The organism is Haloterrigena sp. KLK7, assembly GCF_037914945.1.
Taxonomy (GTDB): domain Archaea; phylum Halobacteriota; class Halobacteria; order Halobacteriales; family Natrialbaceae; genus Haloterrigena; species Haloterrigena salinisoli.
In genome coordinates this window covers 3,710,447-3,737,255 of sequence record NZ_CP149787.1, presented here as the reverse complement: position 1 = coordinate 3,737,255, position 26,809 = coordinate 3,710,447, and the positions used below count along the sequence as shown (strand labels likewise).

Here is a 26,809-nt window from a genome sequence, read left to right as displayed (position 1 = left end):
GCGGCGATCAGCGGTGGTCAGCGGTCGGTACGGCCGTTCGGTCCGGTTAGCTGGGGCGTTTCCGAATCTCCGCGGTTCGCGTCCCGGAGTAGACGGGCTCGTCGTCCTGATTGAAGGCGATGTGCTCGAATCGGACGGTCCCCGCCTCGTCGCTCGAGGCGTCAGTTTCGGCCTCGAGCACGCGCGTAAAGGCGTAGACGGTGTCGCCCGCCGCGACGAACGTGTGGAACGACTCGTCGTCGAAGCCGACCTCGCGCCAGGTCTCTTCGTCCGAGCGGGCGTGGCCCAGCGCGGTCGAGCGGGTGACGTCGCCGTAGGTGACGATGTCGCCCGACGGCGAGTCGCTCATCACGTCGACGTTGTGGTGCTGTTTGGCCGTGTTGAGGGTCGCCAGCGGCAGCGAGGCGACGGTGACGTCGTCCTGCGTACGGCCCCGCTCGTGGCGGTAGGCGACCGCCGCGTTCTCGGCGTCGGCCTCCTCGAGGGCCGCGACGAAGTCCTCGAAGTAGCCGCCCGCGGGAGTGACGAACGCCTCGGGGAGATCGGGCTCGTCGTCGCCGTCCGCTTCCGTTGTTGCAGCCCCGCTCCCGTCGGTCGCGACGGGTTCCCGGCGCGGAATCATGTTCGTCCGCTCGTAGGAGCAGAGCACCTCGCCGGTCTCGGCGTCCGTCCCGCGGGTGCGCCAGGAGACGATGCCGTACTCCGGTCGGGAACTCGAGGTCGCGGTATCGACGACCTCGCTCTCGACGTGGAGTTCGGCGCCCGCGTAGACGGGCGTCCCGGGGAACCGGACGTCGGTCCGCCCGAGGAAGTAGCCGCCCTTCTCGCTGAGGTCCTCGACGGTGATGCCCAGCGTCGCGGCGGTGAGGTAGTCCGGGTGGATCGGCGGCTCGTCGAAGCCGCGGTCCGCGGCGGCGTCGGTCCGCCAGTAGGCCGGGTCGTGGTTGAGCGTCTGGCTCATCCACTGCTGGTTCCCCCACTCGGTCAAAGTGAGGCCGGGGTCGTGTTCGATGACGTCCCCCTCCGCGAAGTCCTCGAAGCAGTTCCCCTTCTCCTTCGTGTCGGCTCGCTCGAGTGCCTGCGCGAACGCGTCGGGATCGGTCCACTCAGTCATCCGCAGTCACCTCGTCGGTCTCGCTCTCGGTTCGTCGCCGCTGTCGGCGGTTCCGTCGCGCGATCGTCCGTCGCATCTCGTTCTCGACGATCATGTACCCCTCGTCGAAGCCCATCCCGGGCTTGGCCAGCACCTGCGCGGCGTTCGTCGCGAGCGCGACGTGGGCGCAGGCGCGGGCAGAGGTCTCCGTCTCGTTGCAGGTGCCCCCGAGGTAGGCGCGGGTCTCGGTCCCCTCGCAGTAGCGGACCGCCTGCCCGCTGCGGTGGACGCCGCCGAGGTCAGGGGTCTTGACCTGCACGAGGTCCGCGGCCTCGGCGTCGACGAACGCCCGCACGTCCTCGAAGGTGTTACACCACTCGTCGGCGACGATATCGACCCCGACGCCGGCGTCGGCGAGCCCCTCGCGGAGCTCGACCATCGCCTCGATCTGGTCTTCCCGGTCGCCGACGTCCATCGGCCCCTCGATCTGGATCGGGTACGGTGCCGCGGCGTCCTCGAGGTCGGCGAAGTAGTCGACGACCTCGTCGCGGTCGTAGGGCGCGCCGAAGATCTCTCCGATCATGCCGTAGACGTCGATATGGAACCGGGGCTCGTAGCCGTCGGGGCCGAGTTCCTGCGAGCGCTCGGTGAGCCACTCGACGTACTCGAGGAGCGTCTCGCCGTGCTCGCCGATCTTCTCGACGCTGTTGATGAGCGCGTGGGGGAGCACGGGGACGCCCTTGACGAACATCTTCTCCGTGTTGGTGTAGCGGTCGTCGCCGGACTGACCGAAGACGGGCACCGGCTCCGTCGCGGGCTCGGTGCCCAAGGCGTCGGCCATGACGTCCGTGCGCGTGGTGTGTTGTGCTTCGGCGGCCGCGGACAGCAGGGCCTGCGAGACGCCGTATCGGATCGCCGTGTGGAGCCGATCGCCTGCCACGTGCATCTCCTCGAGCGTCTCCGCGTTCTCGAGGAACTCGGTGGCGTCCCGCCCCTCGAGTTCGTCGGCGACGGGGCCGGAGACGACGGGGGCGTACTCGTCGGCCTGAAAGAGCGGATCGCGCCCGCCGGCGCCGGAATACTGGACCGCGGCGCAGTCGCCCCGCACCACGGTGCCGTCGGCGAGTTCGACGTCGACGATGATCGTCTCGCCGGCCTGGCGGATCTCGTCGAAGCCGTCGGTGACGGGCTCGCCCTCGTAGGTGAACCCGTCCTGCTGTGCGCCCCGTTTGATCGCGCGCTGGTCGTCGAAGAAGAACCCGGAATAACCGGGCGTCGCGTGAATGCCTGTGATTTCCATGTTAGACGTCACCCGTTGACTGCGGTCGGCCGATGAGCTTGCCGTCGCTGATCGCGTCGACGTCGTCCGCGACCATGCGAAACGACTGCTTGCGGCCCTCGGTATCGGCCCGGCGCGAGAGCCGCGCCTTGTGGATCTCCTTGATATCGTCGTCCATCTCGAGGTCGGCCCACTCGAAGATGCGGACGCGACCGTCGTCGTCCCGCGCCGGGAGGACGGCGCCCTGCGCGCTGTCGCTGGGCGCGAAGGGGACGTCCAGCGCCCCCGAGTCGAAGGCCTTGATCGTGCCCTGGACGACGTCGCCGTCCCCGTGCTCGAAGATGGTGTCCATCAGACACCGCGTCTCGCGCTCGATCAAGTCCTGTTCCTCCTCGATGCCGTCGATGTCGATCTGCTGCTCGATCGCCATGTCGATGACCTGCCGCGTGGTGCGAAGACCGGCCGAGTTGGCCTCCTTGGTCGGCACGCCCTGGAACTCCTGTGGGGACTTGGTGATGACCTTGTCCGGCTGAGCGATGGCGGCGGTCATCCCGCCGAGACCGATCACGCCGTTGGCGCGGGCCTCGTCCGGCGGGAAGCCGCCCATCCACTCGTGGAAGACCGTCGTGACGACGACCTCGTCGGGGAGGTACTCGGTGCCCAGTTTCTTGAGGGCGTTCAGGGCGGCGACGTCCTGGACGACGTTGCCGACCTGTCCGTAGCCGAGCGTGATCGAACGCACGCCCTGGGTGGCGGCCAGCTGGCCCTCGACGATCATGATCGCGATGGCGATCGACGGCGGGACGAGGGTGCCCGTCAGCGGGCCGAACGGCTCGCGGTTGATCCGCACACCGCGCTCGGTGTAGGCGCCCGCGAGTCGGTCGACGAACTGCCACTTCTCGATGGTCTCCTCGAGCCCGTGGCGTTTCGTGTAGGGGATGTTGTAGGAGATCGGCCCGCCCTCGAAGCTCTGGAAGCCGCCGGCGAAGGTAATCGCGGCCAGCAGACGGGCGTCGGGCGTCCCGTGGCGGACCTCGATCGGGGCGTCGATCGAATCGATCAACTCGCGGCAGCCGTCGACGCCGTGATTGACCGCCGGGAACCCGTTCAGCGTGTCGTCGCCCGTCTCGCGGGCCTTCTCCAAGCCCTGCTGGGCCTTCTCGTACTCGTTGTCGCGCGTGTACGAGTCGATCGTGGTCGGCAGGAGGTCCGCCTGCCCCTCCCGGTGGAGGTACTCGAGGAGTTCGATCTGGTCGTCGAGCCGGGGCACGCCGGCTCGAGGTTGGAGGAGCGGTTTGTCGGCCGACTCGAGGACGTCCGCGAATCGCTTGCTGTCGGGCAGCGACTCGTGGTAGGCGATGGCGTCCTCGAAGTCGACGTCTTCGCCCGTCGGCCAGTTCGATCGGATTTCCTCGTCGATACGCCGTAGCTCGTCGGCCGGAATGCGTTCGTCTCGTATCATCTAGGAACTGATCGTCGCGCGTTCAGACTCGGTCGGTCTGATCTGCAGGTCCTCTCGCAACGCCTCGATCGCGTCTTCGGGATCGGTCTCGGAGTCGAAGACGCGGTCGAAGCCGAGCGCCCGGAACGTCCGCCGGGTCCGCTCGAACTCGTCCTGGCCGACGGCGAGGTTGCCGCCGATGTAGGTGACGGCGTCGACCCCGGCGTCCTCGAGGACCTCGTGGAACCCCTGGCAGTCCTGCTCGGCGTGGCCGTAGAGCGAGGAGACCAGTACGGCCTCAGCGTCGTGTGCTACGGCGGCCTCGGCGAACTCCTCCTGGGAGGTCTGGACGCCGAGGTTGATCACGTCGAAGCCCGCTGCGCTGAAGGCCTGTTCGAGGATGGTGATTCCAACGACGTGAGCGTCGGAGCCGATCACGCCGAGGACGACCGTTTGGGACATCGTATGCAGAACCATGAGGAACCGCACTATAAAGTTAATGATCTTCCATGATAATACACCTTAACCGTCCTAATAGCGTCCCTATGGGACGATGTCACAATGTACATTATCGATAATAAGGTTTAGGTGCCGGCCTGAAAAAGGGAGCGGTATATGGGAGCGCTTTCGAATCTGCGCGTGCTCGATCTGACCCAGGTGCTGGCCGGGCCGTACTGTACGATGTTGCTCGCGGACATGGGCGCGGACGTCGTCAAAATCGAGCGGCCGGGCGGCGACATGATCCGCTCGAATCCGCCGTTCGTCGACGACCCCGAGGCGGAGGCCTACGGCGGCTACTTCCAGAGCGTCAACCGCGGCAAGAAGAGCCTCGAGCTGGACCTCGGCGACGAGGGCGACCGCGCGGACTTCCTCTCGCTGGTCGAAGAGGCCGACATCGTCGTCGAGAACTACCGCTCGGGGACGATGGAGAAGTACGATCTGGGCTACGAGACGCTCAGAGAGTACAACGACGACCTCATCTACTCCTCGATCCGCGGCTTCGGCGACCCGCGGACCGGTGAGACGGAGCGGCAGGGCCAGCCCTCCTTCGATCTCATCGCGCAGGCGCTGGGCGGCGTCATGGAGACCACCGGCCAGCCCGACGGCCCGCCGACGAAGACCGGCCCCGGCGTCGGCGACCTCTTCACCGCGACGCTGAACTGCATCGGCATCCTCGCCGCCGTGAACCACCGCGAACAGACCGGCGAGGGCCAGTACGTCGACACCGCCATGTACGACTCGATGCTCAGCTTCACCGAGCGCGCGATCTACCAGCAGTCGTACACGGGCGAGGCGCCGACTCGACGGGGCAACTCCCACCCCACGCTCTTCCCCTACAACGCCTTCGAGACCGACGACGGCTACGCCGTCATCGCCGCGTTCAACGACAACCACTGGGCCGAGCTCTGCGACGTGATGGGCCGCGAGGAGTTGGCCGAGGCGTACCCGACGACCGTGGAACGACTCGAGCACCGCGAGACGCTCCGCGAGGAGATCGCCGACTGGACCAGAGCGCAGTCCAACGACGAACTCGTGAGCAAACTCGAGGGCCGCGTCCCGGCCGCCAAGGTCCAGACCACCGAGGAGATCTTCGACGACCCGCACGTCCACGCGCGTGACATGCTCGTGCCCGTCGAACAGCCCGGCTCGGGCACCGAGGTCGAGATCGCGGGCAACCCGATCAAGATGAGCGAGACCGAGCCCAAGCCTCGCGGTCGCGCGCCGCTGTTGGACGAACACCGCGAGGAGATTCTGGGTGAGCGGGCGGAGAAGACGGCCGACGACTGAGCGATCATCAGCCGGTTTCGTTTCCGAACGAACTGATGTCCTGTTCGGATTCGTTTACACTGTAACGGTACTGATACGGTTCCCTCTTATAGTTTATATCAAATTGCGGTCTTATTTATATACCACCGTACTACTGTCGGTGGATCAACCTCTGGCAGCTCACGGACCGCAGTCATGCGTCGCCGGACTCGAGATGGTGTCACACAATCGGATGGACCCCATCATCGGTAGCGTCGACTCGCCGGTGTCTGCCATCGGTGCGCCGAACGGTCCGCAGAGCCAGGTGACGCCGACGGCAGTGTCACTGTCTGTCGCCCGAAGAGAGTAACCCTTTTGCGGGACCCCTGCACACGTCGGAGTATGAGCAACGATTGGCCCGTCGATCCAGACGGCGAGGAGGGCAGCGAGGGGATGCGCAAGTACGACATGCGGATCATCGCGGACAAGGTCGACGAGGAGGAGGACTTCCCGATGGAGCGCGACGAGTTCGTCGCGGAGTACGGCGATTACCCGATCCGGATCAACTACAAGCGCGTCGTCCCGATGCGCGAGATCTTCGAGTACGTCGAACCCGATCACTTCGAGACGATCCTCGACATGCACAAGGCCGTCGGCAACGCCATGCGCGCCGGCGACTTCTGGGAGTACCACCCGCAGGGCAAGGACCCCGAGCGGAAACACGCCTGAAGCGGACGCGATCGTCTCTCGACTCGAGACCAGCCTGAGGACGCCGTTCGCGGATCCCATCTCACATCTGGATTACGTATCACTTATACGACGGCGTTCGAAACCCTCTGCTACCGTGACTAATACGCAGGTTACGCTCGTTCAGATCGACAACTACGGGCCGTGGACGGTCACGCCGGAGCCCCGTCGGGAGGCCGACCTCCAGACGATGCAGTCCCGGCTCTACGCCGACATCTCCCAGTTCGTCGGTAACCGCGGCGGCTACACCTTCTTCACGCGCTTCGACAACATGATCGCCGTCACGAACGGCCTCGATCTCGAGGATCACGCGCTCCTCCAGGAGTCCGTCGGCAACCGCTATCCCGTGACGCTCAGCCTCGGCGTCGCGACCGATGCCAGCCCCGTGCAGGCACTGGCGGACGCGACCGCGCACGTCCAGGAGGCCGGCAGCGCCCAGGACGAGGACCGGCGCGAGTGCCTCGAGGGCCGGGCCGTCGGCACCGCCGACCGAACCGAAGAGGACGTCCAGATCGCCCACTTCGACGTCATCAACGCGACCGGCACCTACACCGACGAACTCAACGCCTTCGACACGTTCATCGAGATCGAACAGGGGTACGCCGAGCTGATGCGGCACATGCGCTACGCCCACGACGGACTCTCCTTTTTCGTCGGCGGGGACAACATCATCGTCGCCTGCCCCGACCTCGACCGAGCCGACTACGAGGAGGCGATCGGCCACGTCGAGGAGGCCGTCGACGTCGAACTGCAGGTCGGCGTCGGCCGCGGCGAGTGCGCCCACGACGCCGGCTTCGCCGCGAAACACGCCCTCGAGGAGTGTCGGGCCAACGGAACCCGCGTCGAACTCGAGTGGTGAGCGGTTCGAGCGTCGAAAGAGCCGTTCCGACCGTCCGTGGGACCGTCAGCCAGCGCGGTGAACAGTTTCCCGCGTAGAGCCGTCGAGAAGCCGAGTCACGAAACTTCGACCCCGATTCGCTTAAGAGTGGCGGGAGTAGCTTTTAGCCGGTGTGTGGTTATCTTTCACACATGGAATCGGAACTGTCGGTCAGAGAGGTCCTGACGAACGACTACGTCGGCGTCAGCGAGTCGGACACGGTTCGCGGCGCCGTCGAACTCATGCGCGAGGAGCGCTCGAGTTGCGTCCTCGTCGTCCGCGGAACGGAACCGGTCGGAATCATGACCGAGTGGGACGTCCTCGGCGTCGTCACCGACGACCGCGACGCGTCCGAGACGACCGTCGGCGACGTCATGAGTTCGCCGGTCATCACGTTCGGACCGGACCGGTCGCTCACCGACGCCGCCAACGCGATGGCCCGCGAGAACATCCGCAACGTCGTGGTCGAAGACGACGACGGCGTGGTAGGGCTGGTCACTCAGCGCGACGTCATCGCCGCCGCGGGCTCGTTCCAGGCCACGATGACGTCGCCGCGGACGGCCGACGCCGGCGCCGGACTCGAGGCGTCCCAGCCGTCGGACGAGCGCGCCGCCCAGTCCCAGCCGTCCGGCGAGAGCCTCGACTCGCGGGCGCTGGCCAACGGCGGCGACGAGTACACGACCCAGGGCGTCTGCGAGGCCTGCGGCTCGCTCGCGGACGCGCTGTGGGACGCCAACGGCCAACTCGTCTGTGCGGACTGTCGCACGGTGTGACCGCCGAGTCGCCGGCGGTCCGCGTCGCCCGAGCGGACGCGACCGCTGCGTGTCAAGCGGTGGCGTGACAACGGTCACCGACAGCGATTTCTCCGATAGAAAGACCTTTCGGGTGCCGCGGTGCACCCATGGATAATGATCGATACCCTCGACGACCTCGACGTCGAAGGGACCACCGTCGGCGTCCGCGTGGACATCAACAGCCCGATCGGCGACGACGGTACCCTCGCCGACGACGCCCGACTGCGTGCCCACGTGGACACCCTCTCGGAACTGCTCGAGCGAGGCGGCCGGGTCGCCGTCCTCGCCCACCAGGGCCGACCCGGCGGTGACGACTTCGTCTCCCTCGAGTCCCACGCCGAGCGGCTCTCTGAACTGCTCGAGCGGCCCGTCGGCCACGTGGACGCGACGTTCAGCGACGCCGCCTGCGAAGCCGTCCGGAGCCTCGAGAACGGCGACTGCGTCGTCCTCGAGAACACGCGCTTCTACAGCGAGGAGTACATGGAGTTCGACCCCGAGCGCGCCGCCGAGACCCACCTCGTGGAGGGACTGGCGCCGGCGCTGGACGTCTACGTCAACGACGCCTTCGCCGCGGCCCACCGCTCCCAGCCCTCGCTGGTCGGCTTCCCGACCGTCCTGCCCGGCTACGCCGGCCGCGTGATGGAGTCGGAACTCGACGTCCTCGGGACGATCGAGGAGACCCCCGAACCGCGCATCTACGTCCTCGGCGGAGCGAAGGTCCCGGACTCGATCGACGTCGCCTGGTCCGTCCTCGAGAAGGGGCTGGCCGATCACGTCCTCACCGCGGGCGTCGTCGGCAACGTCTTCCTCATCGCCGACGGCGTCGACGTGGGCGACGCCAGCTCCGACTTCATCTACGATCAGGGTTACTGGGATGAGATCGACCGCGCCGCCGACCTGCTCGACGCCTACGGCGACAGCATCGCGCTCCCACGGGACGTCGCCGTCGAGCGCGACGGCGAGCGCCACGAACTCGGCGTCAACGCCCTCCCGCCGGGCGACGAGGAGGCCGCCAAGGACATCGGCAGCTCGACGCTGGCCTACTACGAACGCCTGCTCGAGGACGCGGGCACGGTCATCCTCAACGGCCCCGCCGGCGTCTTCGAGGACGAGGCCTTCGCGACGGGCACCCGGCAGCTCTACGGCGCCGCGACCGACGTCGAGATGAGCATCGTCGGCGGCGGCGACACCGCCTCCGCGCTGCGAAGCCTCGGCGTCGACGGCTTCACCCACGTGAGCACCGGCGGCGGCGCCGCCCTGCGGATGCTCACCGCGGAACCGCTGCCCGCCGTGACCGCACTCGAGGATGGTCCCAAACGACAACAGCCGGCCGACGATTGAACGCGCCACCGCCGACGACGTCGAGGCGGTCGCGGACCTGTGGGTCCGGCTGGCTCGAGACCAGCGCCGACACGACTCCTACGTCCACGCCGACGCCAACCGGGAGACGATGCGGGACACGCTCGCGGCCCACCAGGTCAACGACGGCCTGCTCGTCGCCCGCGACGGCGAGACCGTCGTCGGCTTCGCCTCGTTCTCCCTCGAGCGCGGCTCGCTCGAGCTCGACGCCACCCGCGGCCTGCTCTCGAACATCTACGTCGCTCCCGGATCCCGCGGGCAGGGACTCGGAACGGCGCTGCTCGAGGCCGCCGAGGACGAACTCGAAGCCCAGGGCGCCGAAGTCGTGGTGCTCGAGGTGATGGCCCGCAACGAGGCCGCCCGCCGGTTCTACGAGCGGAAGGGGTACGAGACCTATCGGGTCGCGATGGAGCGCGACCTCGAGGTCGAGGACGACCGCTCGGAAAACGATACACCTTCAAAGGAGGACGGCTAACCCGAAACTGCGCCAGGGGAGCATGGGTGGTTCATGCACTCGACTTGTAATCGAGACTCCCGGGGTTCAAATCCCCGCCCTGGCTTGGATCCGTAGTTCAACTCCGCTACCAACTGGTATCGAACCCACTGGAAACACCACCGTTTCCGGTAGTCCGAACCGAGGTTCAAAACCCCTCAGCCGGCTCTAACGGAGGTGTCGCGGCGTGACTCAGTACGGCAGTACGTTCTGATCGCCGCCGACGGTAACGGCTGCCACCTCGAGTCCGGGATCACGTACACGACCCTCTGCGGGCGGACGTTCGATCCGGACGATGTCGAGCCCGAAGCGTATGAACCAGCGGAGACACACGACGATCTTCTTCAGCGAAGTCGCCAAAACGTCTTATCGCCCTCGGTCCAAAGGGAGAATTCGAACACCCAGTAGAGCGAGTGCAGGCCCTGTTCGACCTCGTAGGCGAGCTGGCCGCGCCGCGTCTCCCCGTCCGAGAGCGGCAAGCCCTCGTCAAACGCTCGATCCAGTTGCGAGGCCGCCATCAGATCCTCCTGATAGCTCCAGCCCGCGCCGTCTTTGACGAGCATCTGCAGCATGGTCGAGACGGACTGTTCTTCACCTGAGTTGTTCTCAATAGAAATATCGACGATCGCGTACTCGTTGCCTTCGTCAGGTTGGGTATAGCGACCGAGTTCGCTTTCGAACTCGACCCCGTTGACCGTTACCGAGACATCGCTGAAGCCGACCGTCTCACCGACATCGTGGACGTCGATCGCGAGATCCTGTTCGAGAGTATGAACGCCAGTCTCGTCCTCGAGGTCGATCTCGGCGCGATTGACCCCTCCGATGAGGTCGACGTCGAAATCGAACTCGAGGGTTCGCCCGGTCGCATCCTGGGGCAGTTCGAAGACGATCGTACCGCGTTCGACTTCGCCGGGGACGAACTGACCGCCATCGAACGATGGCTGATCGGTGACGGCGAGCGACTGTGTGTACGAATACCCCTCGTCGTCGCGAACGGACGTCTGGAGCAGTTGGGAGACGTTGATGAAGTCCTCTGAGACGTTCTTCATCGCGAGCGTGGCGATAAGGTATTCGGTACCGCTGTCGGCTTCTTGAAAATCCCCGATCTGGGTAGTGGTCTCAGTATCTTCGACGACGAGATGGATGTTCTCGCCCTCAACGAGTGAGCCGACGACCGCCTCGACGTCGTCGACGTCTTCGTTCCCTGATTCTTCCTCGCCGTCTTCGTCGCTATTTGCAGTCTCGCTTTCGGTGCTGTTTTCGGTTCCGTTTTCAGGTTCTGTTTCGTTGCCGTTCCCAGTCCCGTTTCCGTCACTGTTTTCGTCCGTATCACCAGAACAGCCGGCCAGCGCAGTCGAGAGTGTGACACCGCTCGCAAGGAGCACCGTTCGTCGATTCATATCAGCAAAATTGGATGGTTTCACGATAAGATTACTGGCTATCATCGGTGCCGATATCGAGTGCGTTGTCGCCCCTGTGCGGGCTGACACCGAACTCGAGGAGTCGATTAGCAGCCAACTGCTACGCCCTCCGCGGGTGTTTAGGATCGACGTCATCTCCGACCTAGATATCTTCGAGGATCTCTTCTCGGTCAACTCGATCTCCGTCGTGGCGATCGCACACGGAGTGACTGAGTGGTTCGACCGGACTCTCTTGAAAGGAAATGGAGTATTCCCGTTAACATCCCCTGGTGATCCGTTCGGTCACGACCGGATCGCCGACCGGCCCGTCCGCGTCGACCGGCTGCTCGACGTGATAGATCGTCACCGACTCGAGGTCCCGATCCACCGCCTCGCAGACGTACGCCGCCGCCGGTTCGTACTGCGACTCGCCGGCGTAGCGCATATCGACGCCGTATCGGTGCCAGAGGGTCGTCGGGTACGTCTCGGCGGCGTCCGGCGGACGGTCGAACGCGACCTCGCCGCCGTCGACCGCGTCGATCGTCTCGCCGGACTCGAGGGTCGCCTCGATCGCGTACCGGCTCGAGGTATCTGGCGGGTTCGGCGCGAAGAACGACCAGCTCACCTCCGAGAGCTCGCCGTCCAGATCCGGCGTCGAATCCTCGGCGATCCCGAGGCCCGCCGCCTGCCAGAGGAGGAGCGCGACGAAGACACCGACGAGCAGCGCGGTGCTCCCGACCCGGACGCCCCGCCGAACGCGAGGAACGTGGGGCCTCGAGTCGGGCAACAGCGGTCCGACCCCGTCGATTCGATGCGATCGAATCGAGGACGGGAGCCGCTGACGGAGGGCCGGGCCGACAGTTGCTGTGGCCCGCTCGAGTCGGTCCCAGACCGACGCCGGGAAGAACAGGAGCAGGCCGGCGATCATGACGAACGGGAACGCGCCCAGGCGCATCGTCGCGGCCATCCCGAGGTGGGCGCAGCCGAACGCGGCGGCGAGTGCGGCCCGCGGCCGCCCGGTGTACAGAATCAGGAACGGCGAGACGGAGAGCAGAGCGACCCAGACCCAGTTGATCGCGGTGAGGACGGCGCGGAACTCGGCGAGCGACGGGCCGAGTAGCACGATGTACTCCTCGAGGTGGAAGATTCGAGGTACCGCCGTCCCGGACAGCCACGCGTCGCTCTGGTACTTGTGGACCGCGCTCGCCGCGTAGATGGTCGCGAAGTGGACGCAGAGTATCGCCGTCCCGAGCGAGTAGACCGGTCGATTCCGGCCGCGGGCGTCGTCGCTCTGCTGACCGCCGCCGAGCGACCAGCGCGCGTCGAGGGGCAGGAACAGGCCCAGAAACAGGAACGTGAGCAGGATGGTGTCGCCGCCGTTGACCACGTGCGGGTTCCGGGCGAACAGCGAGGCCGACAGGAGCAGCGAGAGCCCCAGCGAGGGCTTCGTCCGGTAGCCGACGAGCAGACACGCGGCGGCGACGCCGGCGATCGCGAACAGCATCCCCTGCACCCACGCCGCGCCGGACACCGCGTGGAGCGACGCGGCCGCGAACGTCGGATAGACGTCGGCGAGCGCCGACCGCGGGAAGACGCCGTCGTCGGTGTAGAAGGGAATCAGTCCCGGCATCCGGAGGAACGCCAGATCGGCGAGCAAGAGCACTCCCAGCGCGATTCGAAACGCGCCGAGCGCTCGCGGATCGACGCCCAGGCGCGGCCTCGCGACCGCGCGGAATCGCTCGAGCGCCGTCCGGGGTCGATCGGTCGATTTCGATGCCTGCTGTGACGAACTCATCGGCGGGTGACGTCTGGAGGATTCGATCGCTAGTATAAGTGCTTTGTAGTGTCACGCTGACCATCACATTGCGCCGCGTTCGGAATGAGCCGGGAACGAATGGGACGACGGCCTCTCGAGACGTACGAAAGCCGCGGCTACGACCGATCGAGCGAGACTCGCTCGGCCGACCCGACTCGAGCGTCACTCGCTGTCGGTCCGGCGGGTATCGATTCGAGCGCCTGAAAAAGTCGGCTGGTGGAGGCCGACGGTGGAACGGTGATAACCGAGACGAGGGAACTGTCTCAGAGTCGGAACCCCCCTACTGGCAACGACTAGGTGTTCCTCCCTCGTCATTAGCGTGAACGTCCCAGATACTGATAGCTCCATTGCCAAACTATGTAGGTGTGACGCGGCTGGAGCGTCGGTCCGGGCCAATCGTCGACCGGTTCGAACCGGAACGCGGCGGAATCGCCACCGTCGCTCTCTCGGCCCGATCGGTAGTGCCACGCGGCCGGTCACTCGGATCGCGTCGCCGTCCGCGCTTCACCGGTCACGGCGTCGACGTGGACGTGGACGGTATCGGTGGCCGTCTCGAGCGGGACGATCCAGGAGGCGCTCGTGCGGTGGGGTTCCTCGAGGACGGAGATCGCTGCCGGGTCGAGCGATCCGTCCTCGGCGGCGAGCGCCTCGCGGGCGATCCGTTCCGCTTCGTCGGCGTCGTCGATCCGGACGTCCTCGGAGAGGCGAACGGTCACGACCGGCACGTCGGCCATCCGGACGACGCGCTCGGTGACGCTCCCCATCAGTACGCGGTCGAGACCGGTCCGGCCCTGGGTCCCCATGACGATCATGTCCGCGCCGTGTTCGTCGGCGTACTCGAGGATCTCCTCGTGGGGAACGCCCTGCTCGACCGCCGTCACGACCTCGACGTCCTCGCGGGCGGCCTCCCGCTCGACGCGCTCGACGGCGCGGTCGGCGGCGGTGATCGCCGTATCGTTCTGCAACGTCCCGAGCGGGCCCTCCGGGACGACCGACAGCGCGTGAATCGTCGCGTCGAACCGCTTCGCGATGGCCAACCCGTGATCGATCGACTGGCGGGTCCCGTCGCTCCCGTCCGTCGGAATGAGCACGTCCTGATACATGGTATCGGACGTTAGGAATACGGACGTATATAGCCTCGAGTCCCGCTCTAGGGGACTCGCGTCGCCGTTCCGGTGCCTAGCTATTTATCGATCGATGTAGTCACACCCACCGAGCATGGTACCTGTTACCGAACTTCAAGAGATGTACGAGGCCATGGTGACGGCGCGTCACTACGAGGAGCGCCTGCAGGAGGAGTACCTCGAGGGGAAGCAACCGGCGTTCGACATCTCCGCCGGGCCGATTCCCGGCGAGTTACACCTCGCCGCGGGCCAGGAGGCGGCGGGCGCAGGGGTCTGCCAGCGGCTGCGGGACGACGACACGGTCACGGCCCCGCACCGCCCTCACCACGTCGCCATCGCGAAGGGCGTCGATCTGAAGCGGATGACCGCCGAGATCTTCGGCCGCGAGACGGGCCTGAGCAAGGGGAAGGGCGGCCACATGCACCTCTTCGATCCCGACGTCAACTTCGCGTGCAGCGGAATCATCGCCGAGGGCTGTCCGCCCGCGGTCGGCGCCGGACTGGCCGCGAAGAAGCGCAACACCGACAGCGTCGCGGTCGCGTTCCTCGGCGAGGGCGCGATCGATCAGGGCGCGTTCCTCGAGTCGCTCAACCTCGCGGCCGTACAGGACCTCCCCGTCGTCTTCGTCGTCGAGGACAACGACTGGGCGATCAGCATGCCGAAGGAACGCGTCACCGACGTCGAGAACGGCGCCCAGCGCGCCGACGGGTTCGACCTCCCGGGCGCTCGCGTGGACGCCGACGACGCCGTCGCGGTCTACGAGGCCGCGCGAGAGGTGATCGGTCGCGCTCGAGACCGGAACGGGCCGTCGCTGCTCGAGGTGCAGGTCCACCGCCGCATGGGCCATTTCATGGGCGACCCCGAGGCCTACCGCTCCGACGAGGACAAGACCGCGGCCGAGGGACGGGACTCGATCGACCGACTCGAGGCGGATCTCCGCGCCCACGGCGTCGACAACGAGACGATCGCCGGCCTGCGCTCGAGCGCTCGCGAGCGCGTCGAGGAGGCGATCGAGTGGGCGAAAGAGCAACCGGAGCCCGAGCCGGCGGACGCTCACGAGGACGTGTTCACGAACCCGCCGTCGGGCGTGACGGACAGCGAACCGACCGCCGCGGAACTCGGAGGTGACGACTGATGGCACAACAGGAGAAAGACCCGGCGGAGGGAGGGCAGACGGATCGATCGCTGACCATGAGCCGGGCGATGGTCGAGGCGATCGCCCACGAAATGCGCGCGGACGACGACGTCTTCTACATGGGCGAGGACGTCGCCGACTACGGCGGCATCTTCGACAGCACCGAGGGGCTGCTCGAGGAGTTCGGCCGCGACCGCGTCATGGACGTCCCCATCAGCGAGACGGCGTACATCGGCGCCGCGGTGGGGGCGGCTCAGGCCGGAATGCGACCGATTGCCGAACTCATGTTCGTCGACTTCTTCGGCGTCGGGATGGACCAGATCTACAACCAGATGGCCAAGAACACCTACATGAGCGGCGGCTCCGTCAGCGTACCGATGGTGCTCACGGCCGCCGTCGGCGGCACGTACAACGACGCCGCCCAGCACTCCCAGACCCTCTACGGGACGTTCGCCCACCTGCCGGGGATGAAGGTCGTCGTGCCGTCGACCGCCTACGACGCGAAGGGGCTGATGCACAACGCCGTCCGCGACGACGACCCGGTCGTCTACCTGTTCCACAAGCGGCTCATGGGTATCGGCTGGCTGCCGGCTCCCGACGGGCCGAAGACGCCCGTCCCGGAGGACGACTACACGATCCCCTTCGGCAGCGCCGACGTCAAGCGCGAGGGGGCGGACGTGACCGTCGTCACGCTCGGCCTGCACGTCCACCGCGCGCTCGAGGCCGCCGACGACCTCGCCGACGACGGGATCGACGTCGAGGTCGTCGACCTCCGGACGCTCGTGCCGCTCGACGCCGACACCGTCCGCGACTCGGTGGCGAAGACCGGCCGCCTCGTCGTGGTCGACGAGGACTACCGCTCGTTCGGCGTCACCGGCGAGATCGTCGCGCGGGTGGCCGAGGACGGCCTCGCCGACCTCGAGGCCGTCGAACGGGTCGCCGTCCCGGACGTTCCGCTTCCCTACGCCCGGCCGATGGAGAACGAGGTCATTCCGGACGCCGAGGACATCACGGGCGCCATCCGCGCGGCCCACGGTGACGAATGAGTCCGGACGACGATCGCGTCGCCGTCGACACCGGCGACGTCTGGCCGGCGGACACCGACGAGGACGAGGGCGTCGTCGTCAACTGGTTCCTGAGCGAGGGAAGCAGCGTCGAGGAAGGCGACGACCTCTGTGAGTTCCAGGTCGAGAAGGTCAGCGTCGACGTTCCGGCGCCGACGAACGGCACGCTCGAGGAGATCGCCCTCGAGGAAGACGACGAGTTCGAGCGCGGGGACGTCCTCGCCTGGATCGCCCCGGCGTAGCGATCCCCGCGTTCGCCTCGTTTCGAACGGCCATCGAAGCCACTGATATCGATTATTCCATTCCCATGTCATCGAACGATACCGAGCCAGATGAGAGCGACGAGACCGACCGCACCGTCCGCGAGGAGCGGTCGCTCTCCCCGATGCGACGGACGATCGCGAACCGCCTGCAGGACAGCTATCGGAACGCCGTCCACGTGACCGCCAGCCGCGAGGTCGACGCGGAGGCGCTGTTTCGGGCGACCGAGACGGCGAACGACCGCCTCGAGGCGGACGTCTCGCTGGTCGACCCCGTGCTGTGTGCGCTCTCGGCGACGCTCGAGGAGCATCCCGCGTTCAACGCGACGTTCGAGGACGGGACCCACCGGCTGTACGAGGAGCACAACGTCGGCGTCGCGGTCGATATCGACGCGGGACTGGTGACGCCGGTGCTCCGCGATATCGGCTCGAAGTCCCTCGGCGAAATCGCGACCGAGCGGCGACGGCTGACCGAGACCGTTCAGTCCGGCGAGTACACGATGCGGGACTTCCGCGGCGGGACGATCACCGTCACGAACCTCGGCGTCCTCGGCGTCGACTCGTTCACGCCGGTCATCAACCCGCCGGAGATCGCGATCCTCGGAATCGGGCGGGTGCGAGAGCGCCCGCGACGGAGCGGCGACGGCCTCGAGTTCCGCCGCGAGTTGACCTACGACCTCAGCTTCGACCACCGGGTCGTCGACGGCGCGGACGCGGCCCGGTTCCTCGAGACGCTCGCGGAGCACACCGAGAGCGCCGAGCGGTTCGCGCCCGACGGCTGATCCGACTCGGCGGGTTCCGTCCCCGCCTCCGTTCCCCTTCTTCGTCGTCCCGGTGATCGTCACGGACCGAACGGGATCGCTCCGGTCGGAGCTCCGGAAGAGCGGCGACGCGTTCGCCCGGACGTGGGGCGAGTCCATCACTGCCGCGTTCGGTATCGGACTCGCGCTGCTCCCGGTCACGCTGACCGGAATCTGCATGCTCGCCGTTGCCTACGTCTCGGCGACGGGACCCACTGCGTACGCGCTCGGTGCGCTCGGGGGCGTCCTCGTCGTCGCGACCATCGTCGTTACGCAGGTACTGGGCATGATCGTCCGAACGGCGCTCTACCGGTACGCGACCGACGGCGAGCGCGTCGGACCGCTCGCGGAACTCGATCCGGACGGGATCTTCGTCGATACCTGACTCGCCCGGATCGGCCAGTCGCGGTCACCCGTTCGCACCGATCGCCAGTCGACCTGCTTCTCGCTCGAGAACGGTCCGGCCGAGGTCGGCGAACCGGAACGATTCGCTAACGCTGACTGTCTCGTCTGGGCGAGCGGTTACCGTCGGAAAGGAGTACTCCGGTGGATCTTTGACAATCTTTTTTACGGTACACGGAAACACATCGCACGTAGCATGACAAATCTTGTCACTAACGTCGCGGCCGCCGTCGAGGACCACGGCGAGAACACCGCGATCGGGTTTCAGGGCTCGGAGACGAGCTACGAGGAGTTCTGGGGTCAGACCGGGGCGTTCGCCACCGCGCTCGAGGAACGGGGGCTGGGTGCCGACGACCGGGTCGCGCTCTATCTGCCGAACGTCCCGCCGTTTCTGATCTCGTTCCACGGGACGCTGCGGGCCGGCGGAGTCGTCGTTCCGATGAACCCGCAGTACAAGGCGCGCGAGATCGGTCACCTGCTTGAGGACAGCGGGGCGAAGGTCGTCGTCGCGCTGGCCGATCTGGTCCCCTTCGTCCGGGAGGTACGGGACGAGACGGACGTCGAGCACATCGTCAGCGTCGGCGGCGAGGCCGAGGGCGCTACCGAGTTCGAGGCGTTCCTCGAGCCGGGCGATCCCGGGATCACCGAGCGCGACGACGACGACGACGCCGTCCAGCCGTACACCTCCGGGACGACGGGCCAGCCGAAGGGCGTCCAGCTCACCCACGAGAACCTCGCGTCGAACGCGAACGCGGCGTCGAAACTCATCCCCGACGGGATCCGGCCGGACGACAAGGCCCTCGGCGTGTTGCCGCTGTTCCACATCTACGGGATGACCGTCGTCATGAACGCGTCGCTGTTCAACGGCGGCGCCTACTACCCGATGGCTTCCTGGGACGCACAGGAGGCCGTCTCGCTGATCGAGGACGAGGAGCTGACGGTCATGCACGGCGTGCCGGCGATGTACAACGACATCATCAACCAGCCCGACGCCGAGGAGTTCGACATGTCCTCGCTACGGCTCTGTGGCGTCGGCGGCTCCGGGATCCCGGTCGAGGTCCTGCGCCAGTTCGAGGAGCTCTACGAGCCGAAGATCTACGAGGGATACGGACTGACCGAGACCAGTCCGATCACTCACTTCAACAGCCCGATCGAGGGCCGACGCGTCGGTAGCATCGGCAGGACCGTCCCCGGCGTCGACTCGAGGGTCGTCGACGACGACTTCGAGGACGTCGACCCCGTCGAGGAGGGGCCGGTCGACGAGGAGGAGGCCGACCTCCACGAGATCACCGGCGAGATCGTCGTCGCCGGCCCGAACGTGATGAAGGGCTACTACGGCCTACCCGAGGCCAACGAGGAGGCCTTCACCGAGGAGGGCGGCCGACGCTGGTTCCATACCGGCGACGTCGGCTACCGCGACGAGGACGGCTTCTTCTACGTCGTCGACCGCGAGAAGCACATGATCGTCACCGGCGGCTACAACGTCTATCCGCGTGAAGTCGAGGAACTCCTCTTCGAGCACGAGGACGTCGCCGACGCCGCCGTCGCGGGCATCCCGGACGAGCGCCGCGGCGAGACCGTCAAGGCGTTCATCGTCCGCACGCCCGACGGCGACGTGACCGAGGAGGAGATCAAGGAGTACTGCCTGACCAACCTCGCGGAGTACAAGCACCCCCGCGAGGTCGAGTTCGTCGAGGAACTGCCGCGGACGACCACGGGGAAGGTCCAGAAGTTCAAGCTCCGCGAGCAGGAAGAAGAGAGCGAAGCGGAGGCCGAATAATGGCGCTGGGTGAGGCGGTCCACCTCGAGATCGAGGCCAACGGCCGCGCGATCATCACGCTCGATCAGCCGGATCGGCGCAACGCCCTCTCCGCGGAGATCAGCGCCGGCATCTCAGAGGCGCTCGACGAGATCGAAGGCAGCGACGCTCGAGTCGTCTGCATCGAGGGGTCGGGCGGGTCGTTCTCGGCCGGCGGCGACATCGAGCGGATGGTCGAGGGCATCGAGAACGACGTGCCCGCCGACGAGCGGGTGCGCCGACTCGAGCGCTCGACGAACGCGCTCATCGGGCGGGTGGTGGAGTTCCCGATTCCGACGGTCGCGCTGGTCGACGGCCCCGCCGTCGGCGCCGGCGCGAACCTCGCGATCGCCTGCGACGTGCAACTGGCCAGCGAGAACGCCGTCTTCGGCTTCGTCTTCCGGCAGGTCGGGCTGAGCGTCGACGCCGGGACCTCCTACCTGCTGCCCCGCGTCGTCGGCGAGAACGTCGCCAAGGAACTCGTGTTGACCGGCGATATCATCGACGCCGACCGCGCCGCGGAGATCGGGCTCGTCAACCACGTCTACGGCGCCGATGAGTTCGACGAGCGGGTCGACGAGTTCGTCGAGAAGGTCGTCTCCGGTCCGCCGATCGCGCTCCGACACGCGAATCGGCTGGTAGGCGAAGGGCTGAACAAGTCCCTCGAGCAGGCCCTGACCGACGAGGCGACGGCCCAGGGGATCGTCTTCGACACCGCGGATCACGAGGAGGGCGTCGAGGCCTTCTTCGAGGACCGCGATCCGGAGTACGAAGGTCGGTAATCCGGTCACTCGGTTTCGGCCGTCTCGTTCCGTTCGTTATTGAACGCTCTGTCCGTTCCGAACGGATAATTCCGGAGTACAGTCTGTTTTGTCGTATTATTCGTTATCCGATAGGTGGCCGAGTAGGTGAACTCCTCGGATTCGGACGGTTGCGATGAGTCGGTGACCTCGCCTCGACACTCCAACTGGACGTGAAACCCGTCCGTACTCGCGTTCGAAACTGAGAGTGGGGAACAGTCGGCTATCACTCGTTTATCGGCCTCGAGACTGTGGTTCTGGCTCGCGAGTAGGTCGTTGTAGAACAGGCGCTCTTCGTACGTACCAGCGTAGTCCGCGACGTTCGAGGAGGTCAACGGGGTCGGTCTCTCCGGACCGACCGGATAGCTCTCGACATGCGCGACATCCTCGTTCGTCGCATTCGGCCCTCCATGAAACACGGTGATGAGACCCATTCCAACGAGAAGTAGCGTGAGAAGGAACCCGAGCGAAACGAGTCCCCGATTCGAATCCATTAGTTCAAGTCACACTCCTAACATGATAACTGTTATGCAGTTCAGGAATCGTCGTACCGAGGGTTACGTCCACCGCGTCCACCGCCTCTACCGTGCGGTCGCGTCGGTAGCACCGAACTACCGGAAACGAGAACATCGATTCGTCCGAGAGCGGCTCCGACCGGCGCGGTGAGTGCGACGGGGCGCACCGCGGTCCTACTCGGATCGAGGGGAGCCGCCGCCGACCGCACCGACCGGAACCAGGGTCGAGACCCGTGCGTTCTCCTTGATTCGCAGGCCGCCGTCGGCGACGGTCAGCGGAATCAGCGGCAGGTGCGACGCGACCAGCACCGAGGGGTGAGAGCCGCCGCGAGCCAGCAGGTCGTTGCGCGGCTGGAGTTGAACGGGCTCCTCGAGGTCGGTCAGGAACTCGTTGTGCTGGAGGACGTACTGGCCGCCCTCGAGGTCCCACCAGCCGAACTCGTCGTCCGGGTCGCGGAGTTCGGTTGGCACCGGCTCGAGGTCGGCGTCCTCGAGTTCGTCGCCGCCGAAATCCAGTCGACCGGGCGCGGCGACCTCGTAGACGGCGCTGACAGTCAGATCGATGCCGTGCTCGTGGACCTGTGCGGGTTCGTACACGAGGTTGTCGACGACCTCGGCGAGCGGATTCTCGGCGGACATTTCGGTCGTAGTGATGGTTTCCCAGCGCAAAAAACGTGTCCTCGCCGCGTCGGATTCCGACGCAGTCGCGACGAACGCCAACCACCATCGATATTGAATTTTCAATTCGAGTTGTGAAATGAACAGACATATCCGTTCGGATAGAGACAGTAGGGCCGATGGTACATCTCGAGCGGATACGGATTCGGCCGGTCGCGTCCCTCGATGCGGTATCGGTTTCGGAACGGGCGCTCGTCGACGGCGGGCCGGCGTGGGAGCGGCGGTATACGATCGTCGAACGAACGGCGGGAAGCGACGCCCGACCCGCGCCGATCACCGCGGAACGCGAGCCCCGACTCCGCAGGCTCGAGACCACGTACGACCTCGAGCGAGAGACCGTGACGGTCGGTGAACGGGGGAGCGACGAGACCGCGACCTTCCACCTCGACCTCGATCGGGAGTGCTTCGCCTCGTGGCTCTCGGAGTACCTCGGCTACCCGGTCGAAATCGTTCGCACCGACGAGGGCGGCGGCCCGGACGTCGCGGCTCCGTCGGGGCCGACGGTCGTCAGCGCCGAGACGCTCGAGACGGTCGCTGGATGGTACGACGAGATCGACGCCGACGAACTGTGCCGTCGCTTCCAGCCGACCCTCGTCGTCGGCGGCGCCCCGCCGTTCTGGGAGGACCGACTCTACGGGCGGGCCGATCGGATCGTTCCCGTCGAGGTCGGGTCGACGACGCTGTACGGTACCGCGCCGTCGCAACTGCGCGGCGTCTCGGCGCGCGACCCCGAGACCGGCGTGCAAACCGACGGGTTCCGAGAGACGTTCGTCGAGCGCCGCCAAGCGACGCTGCCCGACTGGGCGACCGCGGTGCGGTTCGACCACTACTTCCGGCTGCTGTCCGAGACGCGGGTCCCGCAGGCGTCGGTGGGAGCGACGCTCTCGGTCGGCGAGCCGATCACCGTCGGGGAGCCCGTTCCGTCCCCGACGCCGGCCGACTGACTCGAGCGTCGACGACCGACGCGTTGCTGTTCGTCGATCGAAACAGAGCGAAACTGCCGTCTCTCGGCCGAACGCGCCGAGACGCGTCCGCACTCGATTTTCACATCTGGTATTCGGAGCCAAAGCTCAAAGAGGGCGCTCTGACTTCCCGGTAGCATGGGAACGGGTCTCGATATCGGACCGGGAGCACTCAGGGTGGCCACCGAACCGGCCGGGGACGCGATCGAATCGGTACCGCCGGTCGTCGTTCCGGTCGACGACGTCACGGCGACCGACTCGCCGGAGGACGGACTGTTCGTAGAGCGAGACGGAACGACCTACGCGGTCGGGACGACCGCCGAGGCGGTCGCCGACGCGACCGGGACGACGCCCGAGTCGCTGTTTTCTAACGGGGTCTTGACGGTCGACGGCTACGCCGAACCGGTCCTCGAGGCGCTGCTCGAGGAGACGCTCGAGATCGACGCTGGCGACGGCCGCCTCTGCTATACGACGCCGGGGACGCTGGTCGACGCCGCGGAGCCGACCGAGGCCCACCGCGAGACCGTCGCGTCGGTCGTGGACGAGTACGCGGCCGACGCCACACCGATCAGCAGGGGGTTCGCCGTCGTCTACGACCAGCTGGCCGATGACAACTACACCGGGCTCGGGATCTGTCTCGGGTCGCAGACGACCGGCGTCGCGCTGGCCTACTACGGCGTGCCCGCGCTGGCGTTCTCGCTCGCGAAGGGCAGCGAGTGGATCGTCGAGCGGGCGGCGGCCGAGACCGGCCGCGAGCCGGCGGCGATCGCGGCCGTCCTCGAGGAGTTCACGCTCGATCCCGACGCGGCGTCGGGCGAGATCGAGAGCGCGCTCGCGCAGGCCTACGACGCGCTGATCGGCGACCTCGCCGACGCGGTCGCGGCCGAAGCCGACGAGAACGACGTCCAGCAGGGGCTGGCCGTCCCGATCGCGGTCGCCGGCGACGGCGCGATCGAGGGACTCGAGTTCCTGCTCGGCGGGCGGTTCGACGCGGCGCCGCTCCCGTTCTCGGTTCGCGGCGTGCGGCTGGCAGACGATCCCGCCGGGAGCGCCGCCCGAGGCGCCCTCGCGGCGGCCGAGGACGACGTCGACGCCTACGAGGACGTCACCTGGTCGACGGGCGAGGACGATGGCGCCGGTGGCGACGGAGCGAGCGGGGTCGCGGCCGCTCCGGACGCGAACGGATCGACGACGCTCGCCTTCGACGGCGATCTGGACGGCGGGGCCGACGCGGACCGCGACCGCGCGGACGACGCCATCGAGCAGCTGTTCGACCGGCTCGCCGACCGCGACGAGGAGATCGAATCGGTTCGAACCGACCTCGAGGCGGCGTTCGAGGAGCTCGAGTACGTCGAGGAGCGGACGGCCGAGGCCGAGACGGTCGCGGACCTCGACGAGCGCCTCGAGGCGTTCGCCGCCGACCTGCGCGACCTCGAGGCCGAGAGCGAGACGCACGCGAGCGACGAGACGGTCGACGAACTCGGGGACGAGCTCGACGCGCTCTCGACGGCCTTCGCGGAACTGGAAGCGGACGTCGACGGGCTCGCGACCGATCTGGCGGCCGATCTCGAGGCGCTCGAGGCCGGGCTGGAGGGTGATCTCGACGATCTCGAATCGGAGCTGGCGGCGGACCTCGACGGGCTGGAATCCGGGCTCGAGGCCGACCTCGAGGCGCTGTCGGAGACGACCGCGGACGAACGCGCGGCCCTCGAGGAGCGGATCGAGGCGCTCACCGACGATCTCGAAGGGGTCGACGACAGAGCGGCCGCGCTGGACGATCGGCTGGCGACGCTCCGAACGGACTTAGCGCGTCTCGAGGCGGAGACCGCGTCCGCGGCCGCCCTCGAGGACGCGATCGGGACGATCGATCGATTGGACGAGACGCTCGACGCGGTCGGCGAGGACGTCGACCGGATCGGGAGCCGTATCGACGATCTGGACGACGGTCTCGAGACGCAGTCGGCTCGGATCGACGGCGTCGACGATCGGCTCGACGACCACGTCGAGCGGACCGACGACGACCTCGAGCGACTCGCGGCGGACATCGAGGCGATCGAGGAGACGGTCGACGACGACCTGGCTGCCATCGACGCCGATATCGAGGAGGTGGTGGCGACGATCGAGGACGAAATCGACGCGGTCGAGGGCGAACTCGAGGCGACCGCGACGGATCTCGAAGCTGTCGACGAGGACCTCACGGACGTCGACGAACGCCTCGCCTCGACGGACGACCGCGTCGAGACGCTGGCCGACGACGTCACCGACGCCCGCGAGACGCTGGGCGACCGAGCCGACGAGCTGGAAGCGCGCCTGGAACGCGCTCGAGAGACGATCGCTGACCTCGAGTCGACGGCGGCCGACGGCGAGCGGGTCGATGCCGTCGAAGACGAACTCGACGCCCTCGAGGCGGAGCTCGGGGAACTCGGCGATGGCGTCGCGGCCGTCGCGGAACGACTCGACGACCTCGCGGAACGGGCGGCGCTCGAGGACACCGTCACCGATCTCGCGGCCGACCTCGAGGCCGTCGGGAGCGACGTCGACGACCTCGGCGCCGAGTTCGACTCGCTCGAGGCCGACGTCGACGACCGACTCGCGGCGGCGACCGCCGACCTCGAAGCGACGGTGACGGAAACCGAGGCGCGACTCGAGGACCGGACGGCCGACGTCGAGACGAGACTCGAGGACGCGATCGGATCGATCGAGGACGACTTCGCGACCCTCGAGTCGCGGCTCGATCGGCTCGACGAGGCGGCTCCGGACGCCGACGCGGTCGCCGAACTGTCCGATTCGCTCGCGGGGACGCGCGAGACGGTCGAGTCGGCGACGGCGGAGATCGACGCCCTCGCGGACGAACTCGGCGCGCTCGAGGCTCGGTTCGAGGAACTGGAGACGACGCTGACGGATCGAATCGCCTCGGTCGAGGCGGACCTCGACGACGTCGCGACCGACCTCCGAACGACCGTGGCGGACGAGACCGACGCGCTCGAGGACCGTCTCGAGGGTCTCGATGCCGAGGTCGACTCGCTCGAGGCCGACATCGACGACCGATTCGAAGGGGTCACCGAAACCGTCGACGGCGTCGACGCCGACGTCGAGCGGGTTTCAGAACGCGTCGCCGAACTCGACGAGCGACTCGACTCGCTCGACGAAACGACCGCGTCCACGGAGGCCGTTGCGACGCTCGAGGAGTCGATCGACGGTCTCGAGCGCGATCTCGATGCGCTTCGCGCGTCGTCCGACGAAACGCGCGAGGCGATCGCGGCGCTCGAGGCCGACCGCGAGACGGCGCCGGACGACGTCGCGGAACGCCTCGAGGCCGTCGGGGATCGCGTCGACGAACTGGCCGCCCGCACCGACGGACTCGACGACCGGACGAGCGAGTTCGACGATCGGATGGACGAACTCGACGATCGGATGGACGAACTCGACGATCGAACGAGCGATCACGGGTCCCGGCTCGATCGGCAGGCCGACTCGATCGAGGCGCACGACGACCGCCTCGAGTCGGTCGCGAGCGAGGTCGACGAACTCGCGGCGGCGCTCGACGCCACGCCGGACGAGGCGGCGCTCGAGTCGACGGACGACCGGCTGACGGGGCTCTCGGATCGGCTGGACGCGCTCGAGTCGGCGATCGACGACGTAGAGTCGTCGTCGGCCCGCGAGGAGAAACTCGAGGCGCTGCGGACGGACGTCGGTGAGTTGCGAGAGCGACTCGAGACGGACGACCGGTCTCGGGACCAGGATCAGTCGTCCGCGACGGGCGATGTGGTCGTCCCGCTCGCTGCCGGCGGGGGCGGTGCCGGCGTCGTCGCCGGCGGCTCGCTCGCGCTCGCGGGCGAGGGGACGATCGGTGTCGTCGCCGTCGTGCTCGGCGTCGTTCTGATCGCCGGTGCCGTCGCGGCGAGGCGGTAAGGGATCGCGCTTTCGCTCGACTCGAATCGTCGTCCCGTTCTCGAGGACGGTATCGGTCACTCGGGAGACGTATCGCGTTCGCGGACAGCGACGCTACGCGACGGAACTGGCGAAAAAACGGCGCTGGCGCCCGCCGTACGGGATCTGGTGGTCGCTCGTTACTCCCGGATCGGTTCGACGTTTCGCATCTCGCCCCCGCATCGCCGACAGGTGCTGACGAGCGCGTCGGCGACCGTCTCGCGGTGTCCGCACGCGACGCACTCGTACTCGAGCTGGTCGGTGACTGTCATGTGTCAACATTTGCACCGAGGTAC

Annotated in this window: 24 protein-coding genes, 1 tRNA gene and 1 pseudogene; 16 read left to right on the top strand and 10 right to left on the bottom strand. The window is 67.2% G+C overall.

Annotated elements, in window-relative coordinates; translation table 11 throughout:
- Positions 1-46 precede the first annotated feature (46 nt).
- From mch to glmS, 4 genes are read right to left on the bottom strand one after another with little or no spacing between them, the layout of a single operon-like run.
- Positions 47-1,114 carry a 2-methylfumaryl-CoA hydratase gene (gene mch / locus WD430_RS18480; RefSeq protein ID WP_339103890.1) on the bottom strand — a complete coding sequence of 356 codons (1,068 nt, stop codon included), beginning with the start codon at positions 1,112-1,114 and terminating at the stop codon, positions 47-49.
- Positions 1,107-2,393 carry a methylaspartate ammonia-lyase gene (locus WD430_RS18475; protein WP_339103889.1) on the bottom strand — a complete coding sequence of 429 codons (1,287 nt, stop codon included), beginning with the start codon at positions 2,391-2,393 and terminating at the stop codon, positions 1,107-1,109. The genes mch and WD430_RS18475 overlap by 8 nt, the downstream gene beginning before the upstream one ends.
- 1 nt (position 2,394) lies before the next feature.
- On the bottom strand, positions 2,395-3,834 hold the full coding sequence (locus tag WD430_RS18470; protein ID WP_339103888.1) for a methylaspartate mutase subunit E: 1,440 nt from the start codon (positions 3,832-3,834) through the stop codon (positions 2,395-2,397).
- Positions 3,835-4,290 carry a methylaspartate mutase subunit S gene (glmS, locus tag WD430_RS18465; RefSeq protein WP_339103887.1) on the bottom strand — a complete coding sequence of 152 codons (456 nt, stop codon included), beginning with the start codon at positions 4,288-4,290 and terminating at the stop codon, positions 3,835-3,837.
- A 138-nt stretch (positions 4,291-4,428) separates the two neighbouring features.
- On the opposite strand from glmS, the gene mct reads away from it, so the two are divergent.
- The 7 genes from mct to WD430_RS18430 all read left to right on the top strand — a co-directional run bounded on the left by mct (position 4,429) and on the right by WD430_RS18430 (position 9,896).
- Entirely contained in the window at positions 4,429-5,601 is a 1,173-nt protein-coding gene (gene mct, locus WD430_RS18460; RefSeq protein ID WP_339103886.1) for a succinyl-CoA:mesaconate CoA-transferase, read from the top strand.
- Positions 5,602-5,961: 360 nt separating this feature from the next.
- Positions 5,962-6,288 (top strand): DUF5785 family protein, encoded by a 327-nt coding sequence (locus tag WD430_RS18455; RefSeq protein ID WP_339103885.1) that lies wholly within the window; start codon positions 5,962-5,964, stop codon positions 6,286-6,288.
- Between the two features lie 115 nt (positions 6,289-6,403).
- The gene (locus tag WD430_RS18450; protein WP_339103884.1) at positions 6,404-7,165 is read left to right on the top strand and encodes a GTP cyclohydrolase III; all 762 of its coding nucleotides are present in this window, start codon (positions 6,404-6,406) and stop codon (positions 7,163-7,165) included.
- 170 nt (positions 7,166-7,335) lie between these two features.
- Positions 7,336-7,956 (top strand): CBS domain-containing protein, encoded by a 621-nt coding sequence (locus WD430_RS18445; protein ID WP_339103883.1) that lies wholly within the window; start codon positions 7,336-7,338, stop codon positions 7,954-7,956.
- 135 nt (positions 7,957-8,091) lie between these two features.
- Positions 8,092-9,318 (top strand): phosphoglycerate kinase, encoded by a 1,227-nt coding sequence (locus WD430_RS18440; RefSeq protein WP_339103881.1) that lies wholly within the window; start codon positions 8,092-8,094, stop codon positions 9,316-9,318.
- Positions 9,284-9,811, top strand: a complete 528-nt coding sequence (locus tag WD430_RS18435) for a GNAT family N-acetyltransferase (RefSeq protein WP_339103880.1) — start codon at positions 9,284-9,286, stop codon at positions 9,809-9,811. The genes WD430_RS18440 and WD430_RS18435 overlap by 35 nt, the downstream gene beginning before the upstream one ends.
- 11 nt (positions 9,812-9,822) lie before the next feature.
- A tRNA-Thr gene (locus WD430_RS18430) sits at positions 9,823-9,896 on the top strand.
- A 277-nt stretch (positions 9,897-10,173) separates the two neighbouring features.
- Here WD430_RS18430 and WD430_RS18425 read toward each other — a convergent pair.
- From WD430_RS18425 to WD430_RS18415, 3 genes are all read right to left on the bottom strand, one after another.
- The gene (locus WD430_RS18425) at positions 10,174-11,319 is read right to left on the bottom strand and encodes a DUF4352 domain-containing protein (RefSeq protein WP_339103879.1); all 1,146 of its coding nucleotides are present in this window, start codon (positions 11,317-11,319) and stop codon (positions 10,174-10,176) included.
- A 187-nt stretch (positions 11,320-11,506) separates the two neighbouring features.
- Complete coding sequence (locus WD430_RS18420) at positions 11,507-13,024, bottom strand: HTTM domain-containing protein (protein WP_339103878.1); 1,518 nt, start codon at positions 13,022-13,024, stop codon at positions 11,507-11,509.
- A 497-nt stretch (positions 13,025-13,521) separates the two neighbouring features.
- Complete coding sequence (locus WD430_RS18415) at positions 13,522-14,148, bottom strand: universal stress protein (RefSeq protein ID WP_339103877.1); 627 nt, start codon at positions 14,146-14,148, stop codon at positions 13,522-13,524.
- A 142-nt stretch (positions 14,149-14,290) separates the two neighbouring features.
- Here WD430_RS18415 and WD430_RS18410 point away from each other — a divergent pair, with 142 nt between their 5' ends.
- The 7 genes and pseudogenes from WD430_RS18410 (at position 14,291) to WD430_RS18380 (ending at position 20,410) form a co-directional block, all read left to right on the top strand.
- A complete protein-coding gene (locus WD430_RS18410) occupies positions 14,291-15,304 on the top strand; it encodes a thiamine pyrophosphate-dependent dehydrogenase E1 component subunit alpha (RefSeq protein WP_339105838.1) in 1,014 nt (337 codons plus the stop codon).
- Positions 15,304-16,350, top strand: a complete 1,047-nt coding sequence (locus WD430_RS18405; RefSeq protein WP_339103876.1) for an alpha-ketoacid dehydrogenase subunit beta — start codon at positions 15,304-15,306, stop codon at positions 16,348-16,350. Before WD430_RS18410 ends, WD430_RS18405 begins: the two co-directional genes overlap by 1 nt.
- Positions 16,347-16,610 carry a lipoyl domain-containing protein gene (locus WD430_RS18400; protein ID WP_339103875.1) on the top strand — a complete coding sequence of 88 codons (264 nt, stop codon included), beginning with the start codon at positions 16,347-16,349 and terminating at the stop codon, positions 16,608-16,610. The genes WD430_RS18405 and WD430_RS18400 overlap by 4 nt, the downstream gene beginning before the upstream one ends.
- 65 nt (positions 16,611-16,675) lie before the next feature.
- Positions 16,676-17,410, top strand: coding sequence for a 2-oxo acid dehydrogenase subunit E2 (locus tag WD430_RS18395; RefSeq protein WP_339103874.1), 735 nt, complete (start codon positions 16,676-16,678; stop codon positions 17,408-17,410).
- 49 nt (positions 17,411-17,459) lie between these two features.
- Positions 17,460-17,813 (top strand): annotated as a pseudogene (locus tag WD430_RS18390) (DUF6159 family protein); the annotation flags it as partial.
- Between the two features lie 213 nt (positions 17,814-18,026).
- The gene (locus tag WD430_RS18385; protein WP_339103873.1) at positions 18,027-19,610 is read left to right on the top strand and encodes a long-chain fatty acid--CoA ligase; all 1,584 of its coding nucleotides are present in this window, start codon (positions 18,027-18,029) and stop codon (positions 19,608-19,610) included.
- Positions 19,610-20,410 carry an enoyl-CoA hydratase-related protein gene (locus tag WD430_RS18380; protein WP_339103872.1) on the top strand — a complete coding sequence of 267 codons (801 nt, stop codon included), beginning with the start codon at positions 19,610-19,612 and terminating at the stop codon, positions 20,408-20,410. The genes WD430_RS18385 and WD430_RS18380 overlap by 1 nt, the downstream gene beginning before the upstream one ends.
- A 5-nt stretch (positions 20,411-20,415) precedes the next feature.
- Here the strand turns inward: WD430_RS18380 and WD430_RS18375 are convergent, their stop codons facing one another.
- Complete coding sequence (locus WD430_RS18375) at positions 20,416-20,922, bottom strand: hypothetical protein (protein WP_339103871.1); 507 nt, start codon at positions 20,920-20,922, stop codon at positions 20,416-20,418.
- A 195-nt stretch (positions 20,923-21,117) separates the two neighbouring features.
- Positions 21,118-21,582, bottom strand: coding sequence for a dCTP deaminase (locus WD430_RS18370; protein WP_339103870.1), 465 nt, complete (start codon positions 21,580-21,582; stop codon positions 21,118-21,120).
- Positions 21,583-21,740: 158 nt separating this feature from the next.
- Here WD430_RS18370 and WD430_RS18365 point away from each other — a divergent pair, with 158 nt between their 5' ends.
- The gene (locus tag WD430_RS18365; RefSeq protein WP_339103869.1) at positions 21,741-22,565 is read left to right on the top strand and encodes an MOSC N-terminal beta barrel domain-containing protein; all 825 of its coding nucleotides are present in this window, start codon (positions 21,741-21,743) and stop codon (positions 22,563-22,565) included.
- Positions 22,566-22,721: 156 nt separating this feature from the next.
- Positions 22,722-26,495, top strand: a complete 3,774-nt coding sequence (locus WD430_RS18360) for a chromosome segregation ATPase (protein ID WP_407067129.1) — start codon at positions 22,722-22,724, stop codon at positions 26,493-26,495.
- Positions 26,496-26,653: 158 nt separating this feature from the next.
- Here WD430_RS18360 and WD430_RS18355 read toward each other — a convergent pair whose 3' ends face one another.
- Entirely contained in the window at positions 26,654-26,785 is a 132-nt protein-coding gene (locus WD430_RS18355) for a rubrerythrin-like domain-containing protein (RefSeq protein ID WP_339103867.1), read from the bottom strand.
- Positions 26,786-26,809 lie beyond the last annotated feature (24 nt).

Bases quoted from the DNA above. Each gene is read 5' to 3' on its own strand.
- mch (WP_339103890.1), bottom strand. From the start codon at position 1,114: ATGACTGAGTGGACCGATCCCGACGCGTTCGCGCAGGCACTCGAGCGA.
- WD430_RS18475 (WP_339103889.1), bottom strand. From the start codon at position 2,393: ATGGAAATCACAGGCATTCACGCGACGCCCGGTTATTCCGGGTTCTTC.
- WD430_RS18470 (WP_339103888.1), bottom strand. From the start codon at position 3,834: ATGATACGAGACGAACGCATTCCGGCCGACGAGCTACGGCGTATCGAC.
- glmS (WP_339103887.1), bottom strand. From the start codon at position 4,290: ATGGTTCTGCATACGATGTCCCAAACGGTCGTCCTCGGCGTGATCGGC.
- mct (WP_339103886.1), top strand. From the start codon at position 4,429: ATGGGAGCGCTTTCGAATCTGCGCGTGCTCGATCTGACCCAGGTGCTG.
- WD430_RS18455 (WP_339103885.1), top strand. From the start codon at position 5,962: ATGAGCAACGATTGGCCCGTCGATCCAGACGGCGAGGAGGGCAGCGAG.
- WD430_RS18445 (WP_339103883.1), top strand. From the start codon at position 7,336: ATGGAATCGGAACTGTCGGTCAGAGAGGTCCTGACGAACGACTACGTC.
- WD430_RS18440 (WP_339103881.1), top strand. From the start codon at position 8,092: ATGATCGATACCCTCGACGACCTCGACGTCGAAGGGACCACCGTCGGC.
- WD430_RS18435 (WP_339103880.1), top strand. From the start codon at position 9,284: ATGGTCCCAAACGACAACAGCCGGCCGACGATTGAACGCGCCACCGCC.
- WD430_RS18420 (WP_339103878.1), bottom strand. From the start codon at position 13,024: ATGAGTTCGTCACAGCAGGCATCGAAATCGACCGATCGACCCCGGACG.
- WD430_RS18415 (WP_339103877.1), bottom strand. From the start codon at position 14,148: ATGTATCAGGACGTGCTCATTCCGACGGACGGGAGCGACGGGACCCGC.
- WD430_RS18410 (WP_339105838.1), top strand. From the start codon at position 14,291: ATGTACGAGGCCATGGTGACGGCGCGTCACTACGAGGAGCGCCTGCAG.
- WD430_RS18405 (WP_339103876.1), top strand. From the start codon at position 15,304: ATGGCACAACAGGAGAAAGACCCGGCGGAGGGAGGGCAGACGGATCGA.
- WD430_RS18400 (WP_339103875.1), top strand. From the start codon at position 16,347: ATGAGTCCGGACGACGATCGCGTCGCCGTCGACACCGGCGACGTCTGG.
- WD430_RS18395 (WP_339103874.1), top strand. From the start codon at position 16,676: ATGTCATCGAACGATACCGAGCCAGATGAGAGCGACGAGACCGACCGC.
- WD430_RS18385 (WP_339103873.1), top strand. From the start codon at position 18,027: ATGACAAATCTTGTCACTAACGTCGCGGCCGCCGTCGAGGACCACGGC.
- WD430_RS18380 (WP_339103872.1), top strand. From the start codon at position 19,610: ATGGCGCTGGGTGAGGCGGTCCACCTCGAGATCGAGGCCAACGGCCGC.
- WD430_RS18375 (WP_339103871.1), bottom strand. From the start codon at position 20,922: ATGGATTCGAATCGGGGACTCGTTTCGCTCGGGTTCCTTCTCACGCTA.
- WD430_RS18370 (WP_339103870.1), bottom strand. From the start codon at position 21,582: ATGTCCGCCGAGAATCCGCTCGCCGAGGTCGTCGACAACCTCGTGTAC.
- WD430_RS18365 (WP_339103869.1), top strand. From the start codon at position 21,741: ATGGTACATCTCGAGCGGATACGGATTCGGCCGGTCGCGTCCCTCGAT.
- WD430_RS18360 (WP_407067129.1), top strand. From the start codon at position 22,722: ATGGGAACGGGTCTCGATATCGGACCGGGAGCACTCAGGGTGGCCACC.
- WD430_RS18355 (WP_339103867.1), bottom strand. From the start codon at position 26,785: ATGACAGTCACCGACCAGCTCGAGTACGAGTGCGTCGCGTGCGGACAC.